The following is an 18182-nucleotide window of genomic DNA, read 5'->3' as shown; positions in this document are numbered from 1 at the left end:
TAAACCACTCTTGTATAGTGCCCTTTTCCCGGGAGGACCCTGCTATTGCTCAAGGCCATGCTTGTTTAAAGGTTAGTTGGCTTCGATTCCAAGCCCGCTTAACGGATCTTTTAAACCATTAATATTGGTGATCAATTCGGGAATCCCTGTCTTCTCCCAGTTTTCTGCCGTAAAACCCTGCTCTGCAAGCGTGTTCTCAAATTGACCCACCACTTCGGTTAATTGATTGTTGTAACTGACCAGATTTTCATGAATGCTTTCCCCTATCGCTGGTGCTGTCAGTTGAGAGAATTCGCTGGCTTCCGCCTGAATCTGATCAATTTTCTCCTGTACCTGAGTTGTTATTTCCGGGTTACTCACCGCTCCAGATGCGAGTTCTTGCAGATCGGCTCCGGCGTTCGATACTTGCTCTATATAATCAGTAGCCCCACTAACGTAATTCAAACTTTGATTCGCTTGTTCTACAACAGAACAGGCGGATATCACAAGAATACTTGACGCAATGAGGCCTGCCATCATTAATGTGTGCTTTCTTTTCCGTTTAATCATGATCATCTCCCCTTCTTCAAATGAAGTGTTTCTTCCAGATTTATGATAACTGCTCCGTATGCTTCATTGCAAATGGGTCTGCATTCAGCGTTATTAACATGTATAATAAAGAAATCACACGGTAAAGGGATGTCATGAATATGCTTCAGGCCTTAAATGTACGCTTGAACCGCATCATGCCACTGATTACCCCAATCAGCATTATTATTGGCGTTCTTTGCGGGAGTCTTCTTTCTTCTTATACCTTTTTGTCGCCATGGCTTTTTGCGTTCATGACGTTTGCCGGAAGCATCAGTCTCGGGATACGGGATTTTGTGAACGTGCTGAAGAAGCCTTTTCCACTGTTTGTTTGTCTTTTTATTTTGCATCTGGCGATGCCTCTGATTGCTCTGGGCATGGGTCACCTGGTCTTCCCAACGGATGCCTACACGATAACCGGCCTTGTTCTGGCTGCCGTTATTCCGACAGGTGTGAGCAGCTTTATCTGGGTCAGTATCTATCGGGGCAATATCGCTCTGACGCTGTCGATTATCCTGATTGACACCATGCTTGCTCCTTTCGTGGTACCCGGTGTGTTATCCTTGCTGATTGGCACTAGCGTATCGCTGGATATAGCAGCCATGATGAGCAGTCTATTCTGGATGATCGTTGTCCCCTCCTTGCTCGGAATGCTTTTGAATGAATGGACCAAAGGGGCCATTGTTCCGGTCTGGGGGCCAAGGCTAAATCCATTCTCCAAATTATTCATGGCAGCGGTTGTCGCGATTAATGGCTCTGTTGTTGCTCCCTATTTGGCTGACTTTAACTGGCAGCTCGCTGGTCTAGCAGCCATCATTATTTTTCTGGCCTCATTTGGCTATGCTCTAAGTTACTTTGTTGCCCGATTGCTCGGTTGGAATGAAGCCGATCAAGTCGCACTTGTATTCAACGGAGGCATGCGCAATATTAGTGCGGGAGCGGTGCTTGCCGTATCGTATTTCCCTCCACCAGTTGCCGTCCCGGTTGTACTCGGCATGGTATTTCAGCAGATGTTGGCCTCGCTTGCAGGATACCTGCTTGGCCGCCGCTCGCAGACTCTTCACAATGCCGATAAGACTTCTGCGGCCTAGTGCAGCATAAGGAAATTAAAAAAAACGCCGACATTCATTATTGTCGGCGTTTTTTTGGTTCAAACTAATATCAAGCTACGCATTCATAAACCTAGTAATCCGAGAGCGAAATTCCAGCTCCAATGATGAGCACGAACACAAGAATATAAATAACAATTCCGATCGCTGCCCACAGCAACGCTGCTTTGGCATAATTGGCTTTCGAAGGATTCGAATCTCCAAATGCCCAAACAAACAACATAATAATGTTTACAAGCGGGATCATCATAAGGAACAACGTGAGCATCCAACTACCGAAACTTACTGGCGGTGGTCCTGGTTTATGTACTCTTTGATTAGCAACTTCTGACATAATATTTCTTCCTCCTTTCTTCTTCATTTCAATGGCTACCTGCTAAGACAATCTACCTCTAAGTTATAGAATATAAGTTTGCCGTTAATAAAAATACCGGAAATCTCATGAATTTACAATGTAATATTTACCATATTAGTTTTGACATATATTTTTTATAACTTATCTCGAATCTCCAATACACAAAGGACCTGCAATGAGTGAATGCACTTATGATTAAAGTGCCTACCCTGCAGGCCATATTCAATCTGTTTCCATTTTCCTCACACTAATTCACAAGGTGGTATCACAACGTATTCAGAAAGCCCACGATTCTGGAGGCAAGTCTTTCATGTCCGGCCTGATTGGGATGAAGCCCATCAGGTACACCAACGGCTTGTATTGATATAAAAATACCCCTCTGTTCAACAAAAATAAATTCATCTTCCCAGATGTCTCTTTACTCTTGTCTACTAAAAGGGGTAGCCTGTCAGTGATTTTCTTTAACTTCTATTCCTATTTCTACAATACCTGTTTATTTCGGCTGAATATATCCTTCAGCTTTGAGCAATTCAGCGATCAGAACAGCACCGCCTGCTGCTCCGCGCAGCGTGTTGTGGGACAGCCCTACAAATTTGTAATCATACAGGGAGTCTTCGCGCAGTCTGCCCGTTGATACGCCCATACCGCGCTCGATGTCACGATCCAGCTTGGTTTGTGGTCTGTTCTCTTCTTCAAAGTACGTAATGAACTGTTTCGGTGCGTTTGGCAGACCCAGTTCTTGCGGGCGACCTTTGAATTGTAACCAACGCTCCAGAATTTCTTCTTTGGATGGTTTTTTCTCAAAGGATACAAATACTGTCGCCAGGTGACCATCCGTTACCGGAACACGAATACATTGTGTCGTAATTAATGGTGAGGAAGCTTTTACAATCTCATTATTTTGAATGCTTCCCCAGATACGCAGCGGCTCCTGTTCACTTTTTTCTTCCTCGCCACCGATATATGGAATCACGTTATCCAGCATTTCCGGCCAGTCGGTAAAGTTTTTACCTGCGCCAGAGATCGCTTGGTATGTGGAAGCCACCACTTGAGTTGGATTGAACTCACGCAACGCGTGAAGTGCAGGCACATAGCTTTGAATCGAGCAGTTTGGTTTAACCGCGATGAATCCGGTTTTGGTTCCGAGACGTTTGCGTTGAGCTTCAATCACGTCCAGATGTCCTGGGTTAATTTCCGGAATGACCATTGGCACATCCGCAGTCCAGCGGTGAGCCGAGTTGTTGGAAACAACCGGAGTTCCCGTTTTGGCATAAGCCTCTTCGAGCGCTTGAATTTCATTTTTTTTCATATCCACAGCACAGAATATAAAATCAACCTGGCTCGCAAAAGCTTCCACTTGGGAAGCATCCTGCACAACAATGTTTTTCACTGCTTCCGGGATCGGAACAGCGAGCTTCCATCTGCCTTGTACGGACTCTTCGTATGTTTTGCCTGCCGAGTTGGCACTTGCTGAAATAGCCGTTACTTCAAACCATGGGTGTTCATTGAGCAGATCTACAAAACGCTGACCTACCATCCCCGTTCCTCCGACGATACCGACTTTCAATTTTGCTGACATAAAATCATCATTTCCTTTCGGTGTGAGTTTTCCCTTATTAAACACTATTCAGGCATTTCCAAAGCGTGTAGCCAACATCCCGGAAAAAAACCAAAAAATCCCATCCCCAAGACAAAAGTCTCAGGGACGAGATTGTTACACTCGTGGTACCACCCAGATTCGCCACTATGTCGCCATACCAGCCTCTTCGAGTTAAGGATAACCGCATTCAATCATGCCGTATCCGCTTATACTCTCGCTCTGTAACAGGAGCTCCTGTCACACCATCCCTCAATCCTTAAAGTTCCGATGTGCTGCTCTGAGTCTTTATTCAACAAAAAATTCTTTACCCCTTTTCAGCTGCCGGAGCTCTCTGTGAAAGAAACCTTTTATCTACTCATCTCTTCGTCGCATTTGTATTGCGATTATAATATCAAAATTACCATCGTGAAGTAAACACATTTTTTTAGATCATGGAATTTATACGTTTTCAGCGGAGCTGAACAATTCAATTATCGCAAGAAAAACTTCAGCTAAACGCGGTCTGTCTTCTGTGAAAGTACGTCGATAGACGTTTTTCTTATAAATTGCTGCAATTGGCTATTTCTTTACTGCTTTTTCGCAACAATGGCATACGTTCCCAATGGACTCCCAGGCCCTGCGGCATGATGTGTCCTAAGTAACTTCAATTCGGAAAGAAGTAGGGTTTTTACCTTGTCCGGGATCGGAAGCATTTTCAGTTCCACAGGCGCTTCTTCCAGTGTCATTTCGGTTTCCCAGCGACCGTCCTGCAGCTCGGGAGAATGGATCGAAACCTCTTCCTTAATCGTCCAGCCCGTCGCATAGACAAGCTCTTGGATATCCTCCGGTGTAAAGAGCGTGCGCACATTGGAGAAGCTGTTCTCCTTGTAGCATTCGATCTGGGACTGAATCAGAACGGATAACCAGTGCGAGAGCTGGCTCACATCTGTAACTCTTGCATCCCATTCGGCGAAACATAGCTGATGTCCCCATGTCCTAACCTTGCTAAGAATCTGCGCGAGTTCGTCAAATGATTTCAGATACCATGAACAATGGGAAAGTACAATCACATCAAACTCATTTTCAGCGAATTGGGCCTGATCACTTAAAATGTCGAAATCATAATCCATTCGAATTCGGTCACCCAGCGGAGATTTCCGCAACTTGGCTGCCGCTTCCCCTACGGTCAGTGGTGCACCATAATCCTCTGGTGCAATGTCTACACCATGAACGTACCCATGCTCCCCCACCAATTGCGCAAGCACGGCCGTTGTATCCCCCTGACCACAACCGATTTCCAGAACGCGGCTACCTTCCCGGATTCCCCAAAAGAGTCCCAGTTTCATCCGATGCTCGGTCTGAATGTATTGAATGGCGGCGTTGTCTTCCACGTCCATATACTGAATAAGATCCTTTATGACAGATTCATTCATATGATCCTTCACTCCTCAAAGAGCAACTTGAACTTCAAGCTCATTGTAGCGTGACAGGCACCATTGTACAATGCTGGAGTCTATGCCAGAACCATGGCACGGAGGATCCCCCGTCCTACAGCAGATATAAACCTCTGCTACATATGACCCCCTATCCCCACTGGGTTGCAAGCTTCTGAAGATATGGAGTCAGCATGGGCTGTAATTCCTTACGCATCAGTCCGATCTCCAAGATCGCCTGAATATATCCGAACTGATCGCCAATATCGTAGCGGCGTCCCTCAAGCTCAAGGGCCAGCAGCTCTTCCACCTGGCTTACTTCTTTTAGCGCATCCGTTAGCTGATATTCTCCTCCAGCTCCTCTCTCGATTCGATCGAGAATGGGAAAGATGGAAGGTTTGAGTATATAGCGTCCCATCACGGCTGTTCGCGAGGGCGCTTCTGCAATTGAAGGCTTTTCTACCAAATTGGTGATCCGATGTACCCGATCCTCTGCCCCCTGTGAATCAATAATCCCGTATTTACTCACGTCAGCAGCCTGCACCTGCCGCACGCCAACAATCTGGCTGCCTGTCTTTTCATATAAATGAATCATCTGTGCGAGCGCCGGTGGATCAGACACCATAATATCATCTCCAAGCAGTACCGCGAACGGATCATCTCCCACAAACTGACGTGCACATCCAATCGCATGGCCCAATCCCAGCGGCTCTTTTTGACGGATAAAATGAATACTGGCCATTTCGCTGATCGCTTGCACTTCTTCCAGTAGTGCTTGCTTGCCTTTGGCGTACAGGGAATGCTCCAATTCAACCGATTTGTCAAAATGATCCTCGATCGATTTTTTATTGCGTCCGGTTACGATAATGATATTTTCAATGCCCGATTGTACCGCTTCTTCCACAATGTATTGAATGGCCGGTTTGTCCACTATTGGCAGCATTTCTTTGGGTTGTGCCTTGGTTGCCGGCAAAAATCGGGTGCCAAGCCCCGCTGCCGGAATGACTGCTTTTTTAATTCTCATATCATGAAACACTCCTTTCATTAGCATCAGATGAAGGGTCAGACCCTTGAACGGGATCTGCGCGGAACACCCAATACCGACTGGCAATATAGTTTATAACCATGCCCGAGAGAGTCACCAGTATTTTACTCATTACAACGCTCCAACCTAATGTACTATTGCAGATGTACAGAATCAGGGAGGATAACGCGAGAACCACGAGATTGGTGATTACAAAACGCATGATTTCGTTCTTTTTGCCCTGCCTTCTCGCATCCTGGAAGGTCCATCTGCCGTTCCACCAGTAGCTGTTCATGACCCCACAGCTATATGAGATCACCTGGGCAATTAGAGCAGGTGTGCCTGCGGCAGCGAGCAATGTGAATGCTATTGCATCCACCGCCGTATTCAGGACGCCCACAATTCCGAACTTAAATAAAGTGACCAAACGATTAGTCATGATGAGCAACTCTGCCCGCTAACCTTGACTGACTCGACTGACTCTCCACCTGATACACATCTCTTACGATGTATAGCGGACGCGCCTTGGTTTCATCATAGATTCGGCCAACATACTCACCAAGGATGCCCAGCATAATCAGAATGAAGCCGTTAAAGATCAGCATGATGCTGACCATCGAGGGCCATCCTTTGATCGTTGAATCTGTAAAAATCGCTGAAGCAATGACACTTAGCATATAGATGAAACCGCCGATGGATAGAACAGCTCCCACGTAACCTGCAAGCTTGAGCGGTTTGTGTGAAAATGATGTAATGCCGTCCAGACTCAGCTTCAGCATGCGTTTCAGCGGGTATTTCGTCTCCCCTGCCAAGCGTTCATCCCGTTCATACTCAATGGCCGTCTGACGGAACCCTACCCAACTGACCAGACCGCGGACAAATCGATTCTTTTCCGGAAGACGTTTCATCTCATCACATACCTTGCGATCCATCAGGCGAAAATCCCCAGTATCCACTGGAATATCCGTATCCGTCGACGCACGCAGTACGCGGTAGAACAGGCTTGCCGACCATTTCTTGAAGCGGGTTTCCCCGCTTCGTCTGGTCCGACGGGCATAGACAACCTCATAGCCCTCTTTCCACTTGGCGATCATGTCCAATATCAGCTCGGGAGGGTCCTGAAGATCCGCATCAATAATGACGACTGCATCACCTACTGCATAATCCATCCCTGCCGTAATCGCGATCTGGTGACCGAAGTTGCGTGCAAAATCAATCAGCTTTACACTCTCGTCCCAACGGGCGTAGTCACGGATCATCTGTGCACTTTGGTCCACGCTACCGTCATTGACAAACAGCAGTTCGTAACTCTCTCCCGTACTGCCCATGACTTTTTTCAGACGCCGATAGGTTTCCTCAATCACCGCTTCCTCGTTATACATTGGAATGATAATGCTGTAACGGCACTTTTGAGCCATGTTCGTCCCCTCCCTTTTCCCATTGTTTTCGTTCGAACGTTTCAAGTTCACATGTTTTGTCATGTGGTCACGCTTATAATTTCACTTCATATAAAGTGGTTTGACCGCCAAAACCGGAACCGCTATCCGTACCCGTCTTCCACTCTGACGTTGGAATTTCGGTACCATGCTCCTTGATCCAGTCGCCAATATCAGAACTGCCGCCTCGGCCGCCCATGCCACCTACCATGAAGTATTTCACTTGTCCACTTTTCACGAGTTGTTCCAATTTTTCCGTGGTATACACCGGATCTGAGCCGGAGAACCCGCCAAGCGTAATAACCGCTTCATTTTCGTCGATGATATAAGGAGCTGCCTGGTTATAGTCCGTCGTTGCGAAGAGATAGGTTTCACCAGTGTTATGTTCTCTCAGATAATTCAGTGTTGTGGTGTCCACTTCTTCGTTGCGGTTTCCCGCTCCACCTCGACCACCTGTTGTAGGCATTCCTCCGCCGCCATTCATGTTTCCTCCTGAATTCGGAAGTGTTCCCATGCCTGCATTGTTCGGGTCCGCTTCATCGGACGATGGGAAAGCCTGATCGGTGTCGGTGTCATTTGATGCATTCGGCGGAGCCATATCCATACCACCACCATTGCGATCACCTTGTCTATCTCCCACAGCCATACCCATTCCACCGAACATTCCATTGGAACCTGTAGGTCCAGCCGCCGGGATCATGCTGTTGCCTCCATACGTGATGGGTGTGAATGCCCAATAGGTTGGACCAATCAACATGACCATGAAGCCTGCGATGATCAATCCCTGTTTCCATGGGTGTGAACGATTAAGCATCACAATCAGAATAACCGTGATCAGAATGCCAGCAATTAATTCACCTATGGACCAACCTGCCCCAATAGTCTCGTTATACACCTGCATGATATACCAGCCGAAGATGGTCGTAAGCAGTACGGATAACGGAAGCAGCCATGCTTGCCAGCCATTGCGTTCACGATATGCGGTCCACATGGCTGCAAATCCCGCACCAGTTAATGCGGCTACCGGTGGTGCGAGCATGATCAGATAATATTGATGGAAGAAACCAGCCACACTGAAGAAAGCAGCTACCGGAAGCAGCCAGGCCAGCCAGAACAAAGCTTCTTTATGCTTATCGGTTATGTTTCTCCGTCTTAACCCTGCAAAAATGGCGATGCAGCCAAGCAATACCATCGGCAAAAGCCAACTGGCCTGACCGGACAGTTCGGTCTGGAATAAGCGCAGAGGACCTTTTTCCCCGGTACCAAACATGCCGCCCATGCCTCCACCGCCATTACCGCCTCCGAAATTCCTTCCATTAGGCATCTCGCCACCGTTTGGCATCTGACCGCCCGGGAAAGTCATTCCGTTCATGCCACCCATTTCACCATTTCCCGGTGGATTGCCTGTTGGAGCCGAGCCGCTGCCCGACTGATCGGATCCTGATGTCTGGGAAGTTGTGTTGCCACGGACCTTGCCTTCGTCAGAGGCGTTTGGCATGCCTGCATTCGCTGATCTGTTCTGTTGTCCCGTGAGACGGGATAAGCCGTTATATCCAAAAGCCAGCTCCAGCACCGAATTGGTTTCACTGCTGCCGATATAAGGCCGTTCATCTGTCGGTATAGAATCCACGGTGACTGCCCAGGATAAGGAAACGACTGCCAGCACCGCCGTACTTCCAATCAGCAGGATGATTTTTCTTCTACACTTTGCGTTAAATGCAAGCAGATAGAACAAGTAGAAAGCCGGAAGAATCATGTAGGCTTGCAGCATTTTCATATTAAAAGCAAGTCCAATGAGTGCAAAGGCAACCAGGATACGCCACGTACTGCCTTGCTTGCTTCCCTTGAACAAAAACCATGAACCCAGCAGCAGCGTGAATACCAGCATGCTGTCAATATTGTTGGTACGGCTGACCGCTGCCACAACAGGAACAGTCGCCATCGCAAGTGCCGAGATTCGCGCCGCGGCAAGACCGAATGTAGGCTTGACCATGAAATATATCAGCAGCACCGAACCGATCCCCGCTAACGCTTGCGGTAAAATAACACTCCATCCATGCAATCCAAAAACGTAAGCAAAAGCGGTTTGAATCCAGAAGACAACCGGTGGTTTGTCTACGGTTACCGAACCAGCCGAGTCGAGCGATGCGTAGAAAAAGTTATGGAAATTCCTCAGCATGCTCCCAACCGCGGTCGTATAATAGGAATTGGCATATTGATCGTTCCAGATGCCATATCCATTCAGAAATGCCGCCAGTAAAACAATCGGCAGAAGGACCAGATCAATCCTTCGTTTGGCGTTATTCAATCTCAATCACTCCTTCAAGTTCTTCATGTCTACTATTGTGACATGCCAAAGTAAAACTGGGATGAGTGCCCGCTGAATGTTGCCTGAGGATAACTTGCAAACTTTTCAGCTAATTTTCAGTTTGGCGAGCGATAATACAGCATATAGACTTTTAGAATTGAGGGTATGTAATCGATGGATTTAACGGGGAGGAACGCCTGCTTATGAAGCTAAGTACTGGCATTAAAATACTTTTGGCAGATGATGAACCACATATTTTGCAATTTCTGGAGCTTGGACTAAGCAATGAAGGCTTTGATGTCCGTACGGCCCCGGACGGAGCTGCTGCGCTTGAATTGGCACTCGACTTTCGTCCACATATGGCCATTCTGGATGTCATGATGCCCGAGATGGATGGGTTTGAGGTTGTTGAGCGTCTGCGCAAAAGCGGGGCTCAGGTCGGGGTGATCATGCTGACAGCCAAAGATGAAGTCGAGAATCGGGTAAAGGGTCTATGGCTTGGGGCTGACGATTACATGATTAAGCCTTTTGCGTTCGATGAACTGCTTGCACGAATTCAGGCAAGGCTGCGTAATCAGTTTCCTTTATTGATAGGGGCAGTGACTCATGGTCCATTCCGAATTGATGATCAACGTAAAGAGATTACCTATCACGATCAGATTCTGGAGTTATCTCCAACCGAATATGAACTATTAAAATTCATCGTGCTTAATCATGGCATTGTCCTGAGTAAAGCGACCATTCTGAACCGTGTATGGGGATACGATTTTGGTGGAGAAGAGAATATTGTGGAGGTGTACGTCCGCTCCTTGCGTGACAAGCTGGGGGATAAAGAGCATAAACTCATTCGTACACTTCGAGGTGTCGGATACAGGGTGGATCTCTGATGGTCTCTTTATTAAAGAAAGATAAACATCTTTGGACATGGCTGCATCAATGGATTTCGCCACGTTCGCTCCGCTCTCAATTACTCGCGCGCTCCCTGTTCATTCTGGCTGCTCTGCTATTGTTAATTGGTATTCTTCAATTCTGGATCATGGAAAGCTTTCTGTATCGCAACCAGGCGAAAACCATGGAAGAGCAGCTCATGTCCATGCCCCCTGTGTGGCTCGGATCGTCACGAAGTGGTGCGACAAATAATCCTTTTGGCGGGCAATCTGGATCAGATCCAAGAGGATCAGGCAATCGTTTCTTGTACATTCCTGATCGTTCACTGGCCTTATTCGATAATCAAAATGGCTTCGAGGACATCTTTGGTGAAGACGGTCTGACCGCTCCTCGCTTGACGTCAGTTGAATATCAGAACATCACAGATCAGATCAACGATAAACAACATGTTCCGTACCGGATTGTAACGGATAATCGAGGCAATGAGCAGCTAATCGTCTTCTCCTCGCCTGGACCGCGTAATCGCGGCTTACCCATGGTGCAGATGGGCACCGCTACAAAACCGTTAAAAGATCTGATTGTGAAGCAGCTTCTGATCTTCTTGATGTTATCTCTGCTGGCTATGGTAGCTGGACTCATTCTCTACACCAAGGCACTTCGCCGGACACTGATTCCCTTGTCCAGTATGGTAGATACGGTGCAACGGATCGATGCAGGCAGTTTGGCCGAACGTCTTCCTTCTGTCCAGGGACAACAGGAAGTGGATCAGCTGGCGCTTTCATTTAACGGCATGCTCGAGAGACTTGAAGACTCGTTTGAAGCGGAGCGGGAGTCAAAAGAGCAGATGCAGCGTTTTCTGTCTGATGCTTCCCATGAACTGCGTACCCCTCTTACCTCCATTCACGGATTCATTGAGGTGCTCAAGCGCGGCGCAGCCTCCAACAGCGAGCAATTATATAGCGCTTTGAACAGCATGTATGGTGAATCGGTACGGATTAACAAACTTGTAGAGGATCTGCTGATGCTGACCAAACTGGATCAGGCGCCTCAACAGGAGCAGGAAGTCATCCAACTCGACAGTCTGCTGCTCGAAATGCAGCCACAGCTGGTCATGATGGCTCAGGAAAGACAAGTTCATCTTGACCTGACCGCTGAAGTCCATGTAATGGCGGATGCATACAAATTGAAGCAGGTTGTACTCAATCTGTTTCACAATGCAGTACAGCACACCGATTCAGATCAGGGAACCATCAGCATCACGTTATATGCCGTTCAGCATAAAGCCGAGTTAACCGTCAAAGATAACGGTTCCGGGATTGAATCTGAACATCTCCCTCATATCTTTGAACGCTTCTATCGAACAAGCTCTTCCCGTTCAAGAAAACAAGGGGGCGCCGGTCTCGGCCTTGCCATTACCCGCTCGATTGTGGAGTCGTATGGCGGAAAAATTACAGTGCGCAGTCAGGTAGGCGCAGGAACGGAATTTACGATTTCACTGCCACTGGTAAAGAGCGAAGCCTAAGGTGAACGAGGCTCGCAAGACGCAGCTTTCCGTTTTATTGCGGCTCTTACCGCATGACAAATAACCCTTTCATTTCTGCTGAGAAATGAGAGGGTTATTTGTTTAGTATCGAATTGGTTTATTTGTAAATAGTGCATCTGTATCGGGAGTTATCGTTGGTCTGCGAGCCATCCGTCGATTTCAGCAATCCATTGATGCTGTTCATCAGCAAGTAATGTTTCCCATCCTAGCTCAGCAGCAGGCTTCAAATTTTTAGCCTGATCATCCACATATATAATACGTACATCCCTGTGTAGATGAGATTGTACAAGTTCATATATTTCTATATTTGGCTTGCAATATCCGACCTGATTGGAAATGGTTATGCTCTTGCAATACGGTTGGATCAACGGCAAAATAGATTGAATCCATTCATGACAATGATTGCTCAAGAGATGAAGTTCTGCCTGCTCGCTCCATCGTTCAAGACAATGCATGGCAGGTAGCAACTCTGTTGTTTGTTCAAGTAATTCATAAGCATACATCTTTTCAATATTGGGATATTGTGTTTGAATCCAGATCCAGAACTGTTCCTCTGTCATCCTTCCTGTCCACAAATCCTTACGTATACCGATCAATTGCTCGATTAAAACAGGAAAAGGAGTACCTGCATACCTAGCAAGCTCCTGCCAGAATGAAGAGGAAAGATTGGTGATCAGAACACCCGCCAGATCTAAAACAAGCTGCGGTTTGGAATCCATGGGATCACTCCTGTACAGTCATCTTGAGCCAATTGCAGTAGAATTATCGTTGGTGCTTTCGCAGTTGGTAATGGTTGTACGGTTCATTCTCGATTTCGATCAAATTCAGCCAATCAAAATTGCATTTCTGTATTACCTTGTTGGATGCCTGATTCGTCAATAAAGCGATGGCATTCAATACTTCAACGTTTGTATTTTCAAATAAATACTGTGTTATTCCTTGTACTGCCTGCGTTGTATATCCACGGTTCCGGAAGTGTTTCGAAATGCCGTACATAATCTCCCGATTGGGATCTGGCAGTTCGTCCTTGATCCCCGAGCAGCACCATCCTATGAACTCATCATTTTCTTTGAGCACTATAGCCAAACGTAAATAGAGGTCTCCAATGTCCCCTCCCGCCAAAACAGCTTGTTTAAAACTCTGATTCTCAGGGATTTCGTATTGAGTGAGCCATAGTGCTCTATCTTCAACCGTAGCATTCCATCCCGGCAAAAATTCGTAAACCTCGGGTTGCCAGGTGATTTCCTGCAATTTCTCCAAATCCTCAGGTCGATACTCGCGCAAATAAATATCTTTGCAATCAATGATTAATTCATCACTTTGTATGGTTTGTTTCATAATGCCCCCTAGTGAACACCTTATCCAACTAACATTGGCAGACCATCAGCAAATTTCCGTCCGGGTCCTGAAAGTTAAACCAGTGTTCCTGCTCTATTGGTGTTCTTATATTTACATTTTTAGATAGCATAAACGCATAGGCTTTTTCAATGTTGAGAGTATCGAAATGAAATGCAGGCGTTTTAAACGTACGGTCCTCGGAATAAATTTTGCTGTCCAGCACAATACGTGTTCCATTCATCGGAATAATGTACAGATGTCCAAATAAAATCTCTCCATCGCCAGGTAACCCCAAAATGTCGCAGTACCATTCACGCGCTTTTTCAATGTTATGAACAGGAATAAACACCGTACCTATTTGATTTAAAATTGGACTCACGCAAGTCCCTCCTTATCGATAAACTCGTCTTTGGTTAATCCGAACAGGATCATATCCTGGTATATCCCATCGGTATAAATCACCTGACGACGCACGCCTTCCTGCACACATCCAAGCTTTCTCATCATGGCTGCGGAAGGTTCATTGCCTTCGAGAACAGAATCATTGAATTTATTAAGCCTGCGCTCGAAAAAGGCATACTTCAGCAAGATTCGAATGGCTCTCGTCCCGTATCCTTTTCCACGATGATCCCTGTCAATTTGAATTCCAATGCTAAAGGTACCATTCCTCTCATCGATGCTGTTCAGGTTCACGCCTCAGCATTCGTAGGTGGCAGCTCTACTGCACATTCCAGTAAACGACGAGCGGGTGTATCGAAGCGGTTATAATAATGATCCTCCCAATCTTCCTCACGCAATTCACGTAATCTGACCTTATCATCCTGCCAAAAATAATCACTATAGTTAATCTCTCTCATTCTGATATCCCCCAATTTATTAGAGTGTGTCTTCAAACCTACTGAAAGCCGAAGCGGAACTGAGCGTGTTCGGAGCAGGCAAGCGCACGGCATCCCAAATTTGCGAGTAAGCGATTGAAACGCCAATAAAGCGGATTTTTTCCCTTCCATTAAAAGCTTAGCTTCCCACCTAACGATTTGGGTCGGCCTTTCGGCTCGGCTCACGGTTGGAGCAGAGTATGGAGCGAGCGCTAACGAATCCTAGGCGTCTTATTCATGGATTTGAAGTGACCGCAGAAATCTAAGGAACCTGAGACACGCTATATTAGGATAAACAGCCGTTTGCAGCGTTTTTGTTAGGGATTTCGGAAAATAACGTGTCTGACTTTTTTAGTTGGACGATAACCTCCATCATTGGTTAGCTTGCCTGAATTGGAAGACACAACCTAGTTTCCAGCTTTTCAAATCCACCGCATACTGAAAATAGTCCTAATCCATGGTTATCTCCTTATAATTCTTATAATTGATATATCAATTACTCTTTTATAATAGCTACGCCTATGATAACCCATATTGTGGAATTTGAGGAGATTTGTTTTCTTTAACGATACAACTAAAAATAGCCCCCGGACAGGACGATCCTGCCGAAGGCTATCATCTATTTTATATAATACGTCATTACGATTCTTCTTCCGGGTATTGAGGCTTGGTTACATTATCGGGGACCGTTTCATCGTAGACGTCCTGGCCGGGATAATCCCGAACTTCCCCTTCATGCAACTCATGATTTTCATAATCGAAACGATGCGCGGTCCTTTGATCCACTCGCCACGGCGAGCTTTTGCCAAGAGATTCAGACATTAGAGATGAGCCGTAAGGACCTTCAGGGAACTCTTCGAGTGTGATATCATTTCGCTGCGACTCCACCGTGGACACATCGGTATATTCTTGCCTTTCTTCTTGCAAAAATTTATCCTTCATCGTTCGTCCCTCCATATCTGCTTCGTGGTGATCAAAGCATGTTTATTTTGAACGGAAATGAAAGGATTTATGCATGATGCATGGCAAACACTGCGTTTCAATCTCTGATCCAGATATAAAATACAAAAACAATAAGTCCAATCATGCAAATCCATGTATCTCGTTTGGACCATACCAATAAGGATGAACGTGCTCCAAGCAGTGAATTCTCTCTAACTTTCCGCATTTCCATCGCAATCGTCATATCTTCTGCACGCTGAAACAGCGCCATGAGCAAGGGGATGACCATCGGACCAAGATCACGCACCCGTACCGTATTTGGTCGTAACGCAGCTTTACCGCGTGCCCGGACGATCAGCGAGAATCGCTGCCATTCACTCCAGATCATCGGGATAAAACGAAAGATTAAGGACACAGCGAGTGCAAACGACGACACGGGCAGCTTGATTTTTTTGCCGACACCAAGCACCCAATTCAGTCCCTCCACCATACGCCCATATGGCGTAGTCAGTGAAAACCAAAGACTTGCTAACGTAACGATAAACAAACGGTATACATTCAGTAACGTCCCCTCCGCCTGCATCAGGGAAAATCCGAACTGTAGGCCTCCACCTTCTGTAGAAAGAGTCGTCCCCGACAACGCGGTTGATATGAGAAAGAATAGTACAAGCGGCTTCATTAATTTCAAGCATCCCATCAGAGCCTGACGTGGCAGCACAACGAGCGCCAAGATGACTGGCACCAACGTAAGAGATAGGCCTAACCAGTGGTGTTGAAGCATCGTCGCGGTCACGAGCAAAATGTATAAAATCCATTTCAGACGCGGGTCTATAGCACCATAAAATCCTCTGTTTGATCCTGATTCAGCGTGGGAGTATATGGCTTCCTGTTTTCCTTCTCCTCCCGATGTGTCGGAACGTGATAAGGCAAGCTTGGCTTCATCTCTGAATTGATCCTCATTACCAATAACATCAACCTTCTGCTCTAAAGGCTTATTGACGGACTGAACAATGCATTCAGCCATTTCTTCGGGGGTCAACGCAGTAAACGGAAAATGAACGCCCGCCGCCGCAAATTGTTGTGCCAGTTGCATAGAGGGTGGCAGCCCAATTCCGGCAAGCTCCAACAGATCTGGTCTTGTATGAAGTTCCCGTGGCGTGAGATCAGCAACCAGACGTCCCTCCTGTAACAAAAGAACCCGATCCGCATGTGGTAAAAATGTGTCCAGGTCGTGTGTAGCCACAATGGCTCCCTCACCTGCAGTTCGATGCTGATTCAAAGCATCCAGCAGCATGATCACACTTTGAGCTTCCAATCCGGCGCTGGGTTCATCGAGCAATAGCCATGAAGGCTGCGTAGCAGTTCCCAGGGCAAGCCCCAGTCTTCTCCGTTCTCCCCCACTTAGTGCAAAGGGTGATCTGTCCGAATGGAATCGTTCTTCCCCTTCCTGACCCGCTGGGGAGTCCCAGCGCTCCAGCGCCTCAGAAATCTGCTTTTTCTTTTGTTCATCCGGTAGACGATATGGACGCAGGGAATAAGCAAATTCACGCCCAATGCTTCGGGCGAACAGCTGCTGCTCCGGGAACTGAAAGACCAATCCCATCTGCAACAGAATGGACTGTGGCACTTTCCCGTTCTGCCAGAAAGGCTCTCCGTCCAGCTTGAGGCTACCCGTATCTGGAGGTTTTAGGCCAGCGATTGTTTGCAGCAGTGTGGTTTTGCCTGATCCTGTGCAGCCTAGCAATAAAGTGATTTCTCCACGGTTCAGTTGGACAGTAATATCTTGAAGCAGCGCTCTTTTGTCAGGTTGTGACGAAGCTATGCCTACATGTTCTAATTTGATTGCCAAAGGGCTACCTCCTTAACCAACTGCTCTGGTCGCAGAGGTGTAGCATGATGCAGCAGACCTTTCCGTTTCAGAAGTAGAGCCGTCTGCACTGTAAAAGGTGGAGCAAGCCCAAGCTTCTCGCAGGGCGATGGTTGTTGTGCTTCTTTTCCAGCCTCAGCCGTCGTCTCTTCCTTTTCCCTTCCATAGAAGAAAGCCACAGGTGCTCCATCGTAAACACAGCGTCCCTGTTCCATGGCAATAATTCGATCGCACAGGGTCGCTTCCTCCAAATGATGCGTAATCCAGATTACCGCCGTCCCTTGCTGGACAATGGTTTGAACCACCACTTCCATTCGATCTCTGGCTCCCGGATCAAGCATGGCCGTAGGTTCGTCCAGAATGAGTACATCCGGCTTGGCCGCCAGCGCTACCGCGATATTAAGCAACTGCTTCTGTCCTCCAGACAGCATAGATATTGCCGCTTCTGGCGGGTGCTCAAGTCCTACCGTATGTAAAGCGTGCTCTCTCCGTCGTAATTGTTCATCAAGAGATTCGAGCAGCGAGGATAAGGCAAAATGAAACTCCTCCTCAATGGTATCTCCAAGTACCTGCGCATCAGGCTGCTGGAGGACTCCACGAACAACCAGTTCCGATGAAGCTTTCCTTTCTCCGCCCGATAGCGGAGTGAATCCAATCAGCAGTCCTGCCAGCGTACTTTTGCCGCTACCATTGGCTCCCACAATACTTATCCATTCGCCCGGAGCTAATTCCAGCGAAACCCTATCCACTGCCTTACGAACACGTCCTGACTCGGACGCATAATGAACACGAACTTGATCTAGTGTAATCAAAGGTGTAACGTCTTGCATCGCAAATTGGTCCTTTCCCTTTTGAATCTTTTGTGGTACGATCCAAATCGTTAACCACATCCGTTTTATCGGTTAACAATAAGATTAC

At 47.0% G+C, this 18182-nt stretch carries 19 protein-coding genes and 1 other annotated feature; of the genes, 3 read left to right on the top strand and 16 right to left on the bottom strand.

Going from position 1 to position 18182, the window contains the following annotated elements; all coding sequences use genetic code 11:
- Positions 1 to 72 precede the first annotated feature (72 nt).
- A complete protein-coding gene (locus ACFVQB_RS04405; protein ID WP_072732655.1) occupies positions 73 to 549 on the bottom strand; it encodes a DUF6376 family protein in 477 nt (158 codons plus the stop codon).
- Between the two features lie 140 nt (positions 550 to 689).
- Here ACFVQB_RS04405 and ACFVQB_RS04400 point away from each other — a divergent pair, with 140 nt between their 5' ends.
- Positions 690 to 1658 carry a bile acid:sodium symporter family protein gene (locus tag ACFVQB_RS04400; protein ID WP_063563531.1) on the top strand — a complete coding sequence of 323 codons (969 nt, stop codon included), beginning with the start codon at positions 690 to 692 and terminating at the stop codon, positions 1656 to 1658.
- Positions 1659 to 1749: 91 nt separating this feature from the next.
- On the opposite strand, the gene ACFVQB_RS04395 is transcribed toward ACFVQB_RS04400, so the two are convergent.
- The 7 genes from ACFVQB_RS04395 to ACFVQB_RS04365 form a co-directional block, all read right to left on the bottom strand.
- Entirely contained in the window at positions 1750 to 2010 is a 261-nt protein-coding gene (locus ACFVQB_RS04395; protein WP_379435172.1) for a hypothetical protein, read from the bottom strand.
- A 514-nt stretch (positions 2011 to 2524) separates the two neighbouring features.
- Positions 2525 to 3610 carry an aspartate-semialdehyde dehydrogenase gene (gene asd / locus ACFVQB_RS04390; protein WP_379435171.1) on the bottom strand — a complete coding sequence of 362 codons (1086 nt, stop codon included), beginning with the start codon at positions 3608 to 3610 and terminating at the stop codon, positions 2525 to 2527.
- Positions 3611 to 3729: 119 nt separating this feature from the next.
- Positions 3730 to 4007: a binding site (T-box leader), on the bottom strand.
- A 190-nt stretch (positions 4008 to 4197) separates the two neighbouring features.
- Complete coding sequence (locus tag ACFVQB_RS04385) at positions 4198 to 5043, bottom strand: class I SAM-dependent methyltransferase (RefSeq protein WP_379435170.1); 846 nt, start codon at positions 5041 to 5043, stop codon at positions 4198 to 4200.
- 151 nt (positions 5044 to 5194) lie between these two features.
- Positions 5195 to 6067 (bottom strand): UTP--glucose-1-phosphate uridylyltransferase GalU, encoded by an 873-nt coding sequence (gene galU / locus ACFVQB_RS04380; protein WP_379435169.1) that lies wholly within the window; start codon positions 6065 to 6067, stop codon positions 5195 to 5197.
- 1 nt (position 6068) lies between these two features.
- Entirely contained in the window at positions 6069 to 6506 is a 438-nt protein-coding gene (locus tag ACFVQB_RS04375) for a GtrA family protein (protein WP_379435168.1), read from the bottom strand.
- A complete protein-coding gene (locus ACFVQB_RS04370) occupies positions 6499 to 7485 on the bottom strand; it encodes a glycosyltransferase family 2 protein (RefSeq protein WP_379435167.1) in 987 nt (328 codons plus the stop codon). The genes ACFVQB_RS04375 and ACFVQB_RS04370 overlap by 8 nt, the downstream gene beginning before the upstream one ends.
- 73 nt (positions 7486 to 7558) lie before the next feature.
- Positions 7559 to 9811 (bottom strand): glycosyltransferase family 39 protein, encoded by a 2253-nt coding sequence (locus tag ACFVQB_RS04365; protein WP_379435166.1) that lies wholly within the window; start codon positions 9809 to 9811, stop codon positions 7559 to 7561.
- A 203-nt stretch (positions 9812 to 10014) separates the two neighbouring features.
- Here ACFVQB_RS04365 and ACFVQB_RS04360 point away from each other — a divergent pair, with 203 nt between their 5' ends.
- Together ACFVQB_RS04360 and ACFVQB_RS04355 are read left to right on the top strand one after the other, a co-directional pair.
- The gene (locus ACFVQB_RS04360; protein WP_063563521.1) at positions 10015 to 10698 is read left to right on the top strand and encodes a response regulator transcription factor; all 684 of its coding nucleotides are present in this window, start codon (positions 10015 to 10017) and stop codon (positions 10696 to 10698) included.
- Positions 10698 to 12221 carry a sensor histidine kinase gene (locus ACFVQB_RS04355; protein WP_379435165.1) on the top strand — a complete coding sequence of 508 codons (1524 nt, stop codon included), beginning with the start codon at positions 10698 to 10700 and terminating at the stop codon, positions 12219 to 12221. The genes ACFVQB_RS04360 and ACFVQB_RS04355 overlap by 1 nt, the downstream gene beginning before the upstream one ends.
- A 149-nt stretch (positions 12222 to 12370) precedes the next feature.
- On the opposite strand, the gene ACFVQB_RS04350 is transcribed toward ACFVQB_RS04355, so the two are convergent.
- The 8 genes from ACFVQB_RS04350 to ACFVQB_RS04315 all read right to left on the bottom strand — a co-directional run bounded on the left by ACFVQB_RS04350 (position 12371) and on the right by ACFVQB_RS04315 (position 18094).
- Positions 12371 to 12961, bottom strand: coding sequence for an HAD-IA family hydrolase (locus ACFVQB_RS04350; protein ID WP_379435164.1), 591 nt, complete (start codon positions 12959 to 12961; stop codon positions 12371 to 12373).
- Positions 12962 to 13004: 43 nt separating this feature from the next.
- Entirely contained in the window at positions 13005 to 13580 is a 576-nt protein-coding gene (locus tag ACFVQB_RS04345) for a GNAT family N-acetyltransferase (protein WP_379435163.1), read from the bottom strand.
- A gap of 28 nt (positions 13581 to 13608) precedes the next feature.
- Entirely contained in the window at positions 13609 to 13959 is a 351-nt protein-coding gene (locus tag ACFVQB_RS04340; RefSeq protein WP_379435162.1) for a VOC family protein, read from the bottom strand.
- Entirely contained in the window at positions 13956 to 14273 is a 318-nt protein-coding gene (locus ACFVQB_RS04335) for a GNAT family N-acetyltransferase (RefSeq protein WP_379435161.1), read from the bottom strand. Before ACFVQB_RS04335 ends, ACFVQB_RS04340 begins: the two co-directional genes overlap by 4 nt.
- Positions 14270 to 14437, bottom strand: coding sequence for a hypothetical protein (locus tag ACFVQB_RS04330; RefSeq protein ID WP_379435160.1), 168 nt, complete (start codon positions 14435 to 14437; stop codon positions 14270 to 14272). Before ACFVQB_RS04330 ends, ACFVQB_RS04335 begins: the two co-directional genes overlap by 4 nt.
- A gap of 657 nt (positions 14438 to 15094) precedes the next feature.
- On the bottom strand, positions 15095 to 15397 hold the full coding sequence (locus tag ACFVQB_RS04325) for a hypothetical protein (protein ID WP_379435159.1): 303 nt from the start codon (positions 15395 to 15397) through the stop codon (positions 15095 to 15097).
- Between the two features lie 97 nt (positions 15398 to 15494).
- Complete coding sequence (locus ACFVQB_RS04320) at positions 15495 to 17246, bottom strand: ATP-binding cassette domain-containing protein (RefSeq protein ID WP_379435158.1); 1752 nt, start codon at positions 17244 to 17246, stop codon at positions 15495 to 15497.
- Positions 17231 to 18094 carry an ATP-binding cassette domain-containing protein gene (locus ACFVQB_RS04315; protein ID WP_379435157.1) on the bottom strand — a complete coding sequence of 288 codons (864 nt, stop codon included), beginning with the start codon at positions 18092 to 18094 and terminating at the stop codon, positions 17231 to 17233. Before ACFVQB_RS04315 ends, ACFVQB_RS04320 begins: the two co-directional genes overlap by 16 nt.
- Between the last annotated feature and the right edge of the window lie 88 nt (positions 18095 to 18182).

Source organism: Paenibacillus sp. NPDC057886, assembly GCF_042796655.1.
Lineage (GTDB): Bacteria > Bacillota > Bacilli > Paenibacillales > Paenibacillaceae > Paenibacillus.
This window is presented reverse-complemented; position numbering and strand designations above follow the sequence as displayed.

What these genes read in the sequence shown, in the direction of transcription:
- galU (WP_379435169.1), bottom strand. Translation starts at nt 6,067, where the DNA reads ATGAGAATTAAAAAAGCAGTCATTCCGGCAGCGGGGCTTGGCACCCGA.
- ACFVQB_RS04355 (WP_379435165.1), top strand. Translation starts at nt 10,698, where the DNA reads ATGGTCTCTTTATTAAAGAAAGATAAACATCTTTGGACATGGCTGCAT.
- ACFVQB_RS04375 (WP_379435168.1), bottom strand. Translation starts at nt 6,506, where the DNA reads ATGACTAATCGTTTGGTCACTTTATTTAAGTTCGGAATTGTGGGCGTC.
- ACFVQB_RS04395 (WP_379435172.1), bottom strand. Translation starts at nt 2,010, where the DNA reads ATGTCAGAAGTTGCTAATCAAAGAGTACATAAACCAGGACCACCGCCA.
- ACFVQB_RS04325 (WP_379435159.1), bottom strand. Translation starts at nt 15,397, where the DNA reads ATGAAGGATAAATTTTTGCAAGAAGAAAGGCAAGAATATACCGATGTG.
- ACFVQB_RS04400 (WP_063563531.1), top strand. Translation starts at nt 690, where the DNA reads ATGCTTCAGGCCTTAAATGTACGCTTGAACCGCATCATGCCACTGATT.
- ACFVQB_RS04370 (WP_379435167.1), bottom strand. Translation starts at nt 7,485, where the DNA reads ATGGCTCAAAAGTGCCGTTACAGCATTATCATTCCAATGTATAACGAG.
- ACFVQB_RS04350 (WP_379435164.1), bottom strand. Translation starts at nt 12,961, where the DNA reads ATGGATTCCAAACCGCAGCTTGTTTTAGATCTGGCGGGTGTTCTGATC.
- asd (WP_379435171.1), bottom strand. Translation starts at nt 3,610, where the DNA reads ATGTCAGCAAAATTGAAAGTCGGTATCGTCGGAGGAACGGGGATGGTA.
- ACFVQB_RS04405 (WP_072732655.1), bottom strand. Translation starts at nt 549, where the DNA reads ATGATTAAACGGAAAAGAAAGCACACATTAATGATGGCAGGCCTCATT.
- ACFVQB_RS04330 (WP_379435160.1), bottom strand. Translation starts at nt 14,437, where the DNA reads ATGAGAGAGATTAACTATAGTGATTATTTTTGGCAGGATGATAAGGTC.
- ACFVQB_RS04315 (WP_379435157.1), bottom strand. Translation starts at nt 18,094, where the DNA reads ATGCAAGACGTTACACCTTTGATTACACTAGATCAAGTTCGTGTTCAT.
- ACFVQB_RS04360 (WP_063563521.1), top strand. Translation starts at nt 10,015, where the DNA reads ATGAAGCTAAGTACTGGCATTAAAATACTTTTGGCAGATGATGAACCA.
- ACFVQB_RS04385 (WP_379435170.1), bottom strand. Translation starts at nt 5,043, where the DNA reads ATGAATGAATCTGTCATAAAGGATCTTATTCAGTATATGGACGTGGAA.
- ACFVQB_RS04345 (WP_379435163.1), bottom strand. Translation starts at nt 13,580, where the DNA reads ATGAAACAAACCATACAAAGTGATGAATTAATCATTGATTGCAAAGAT.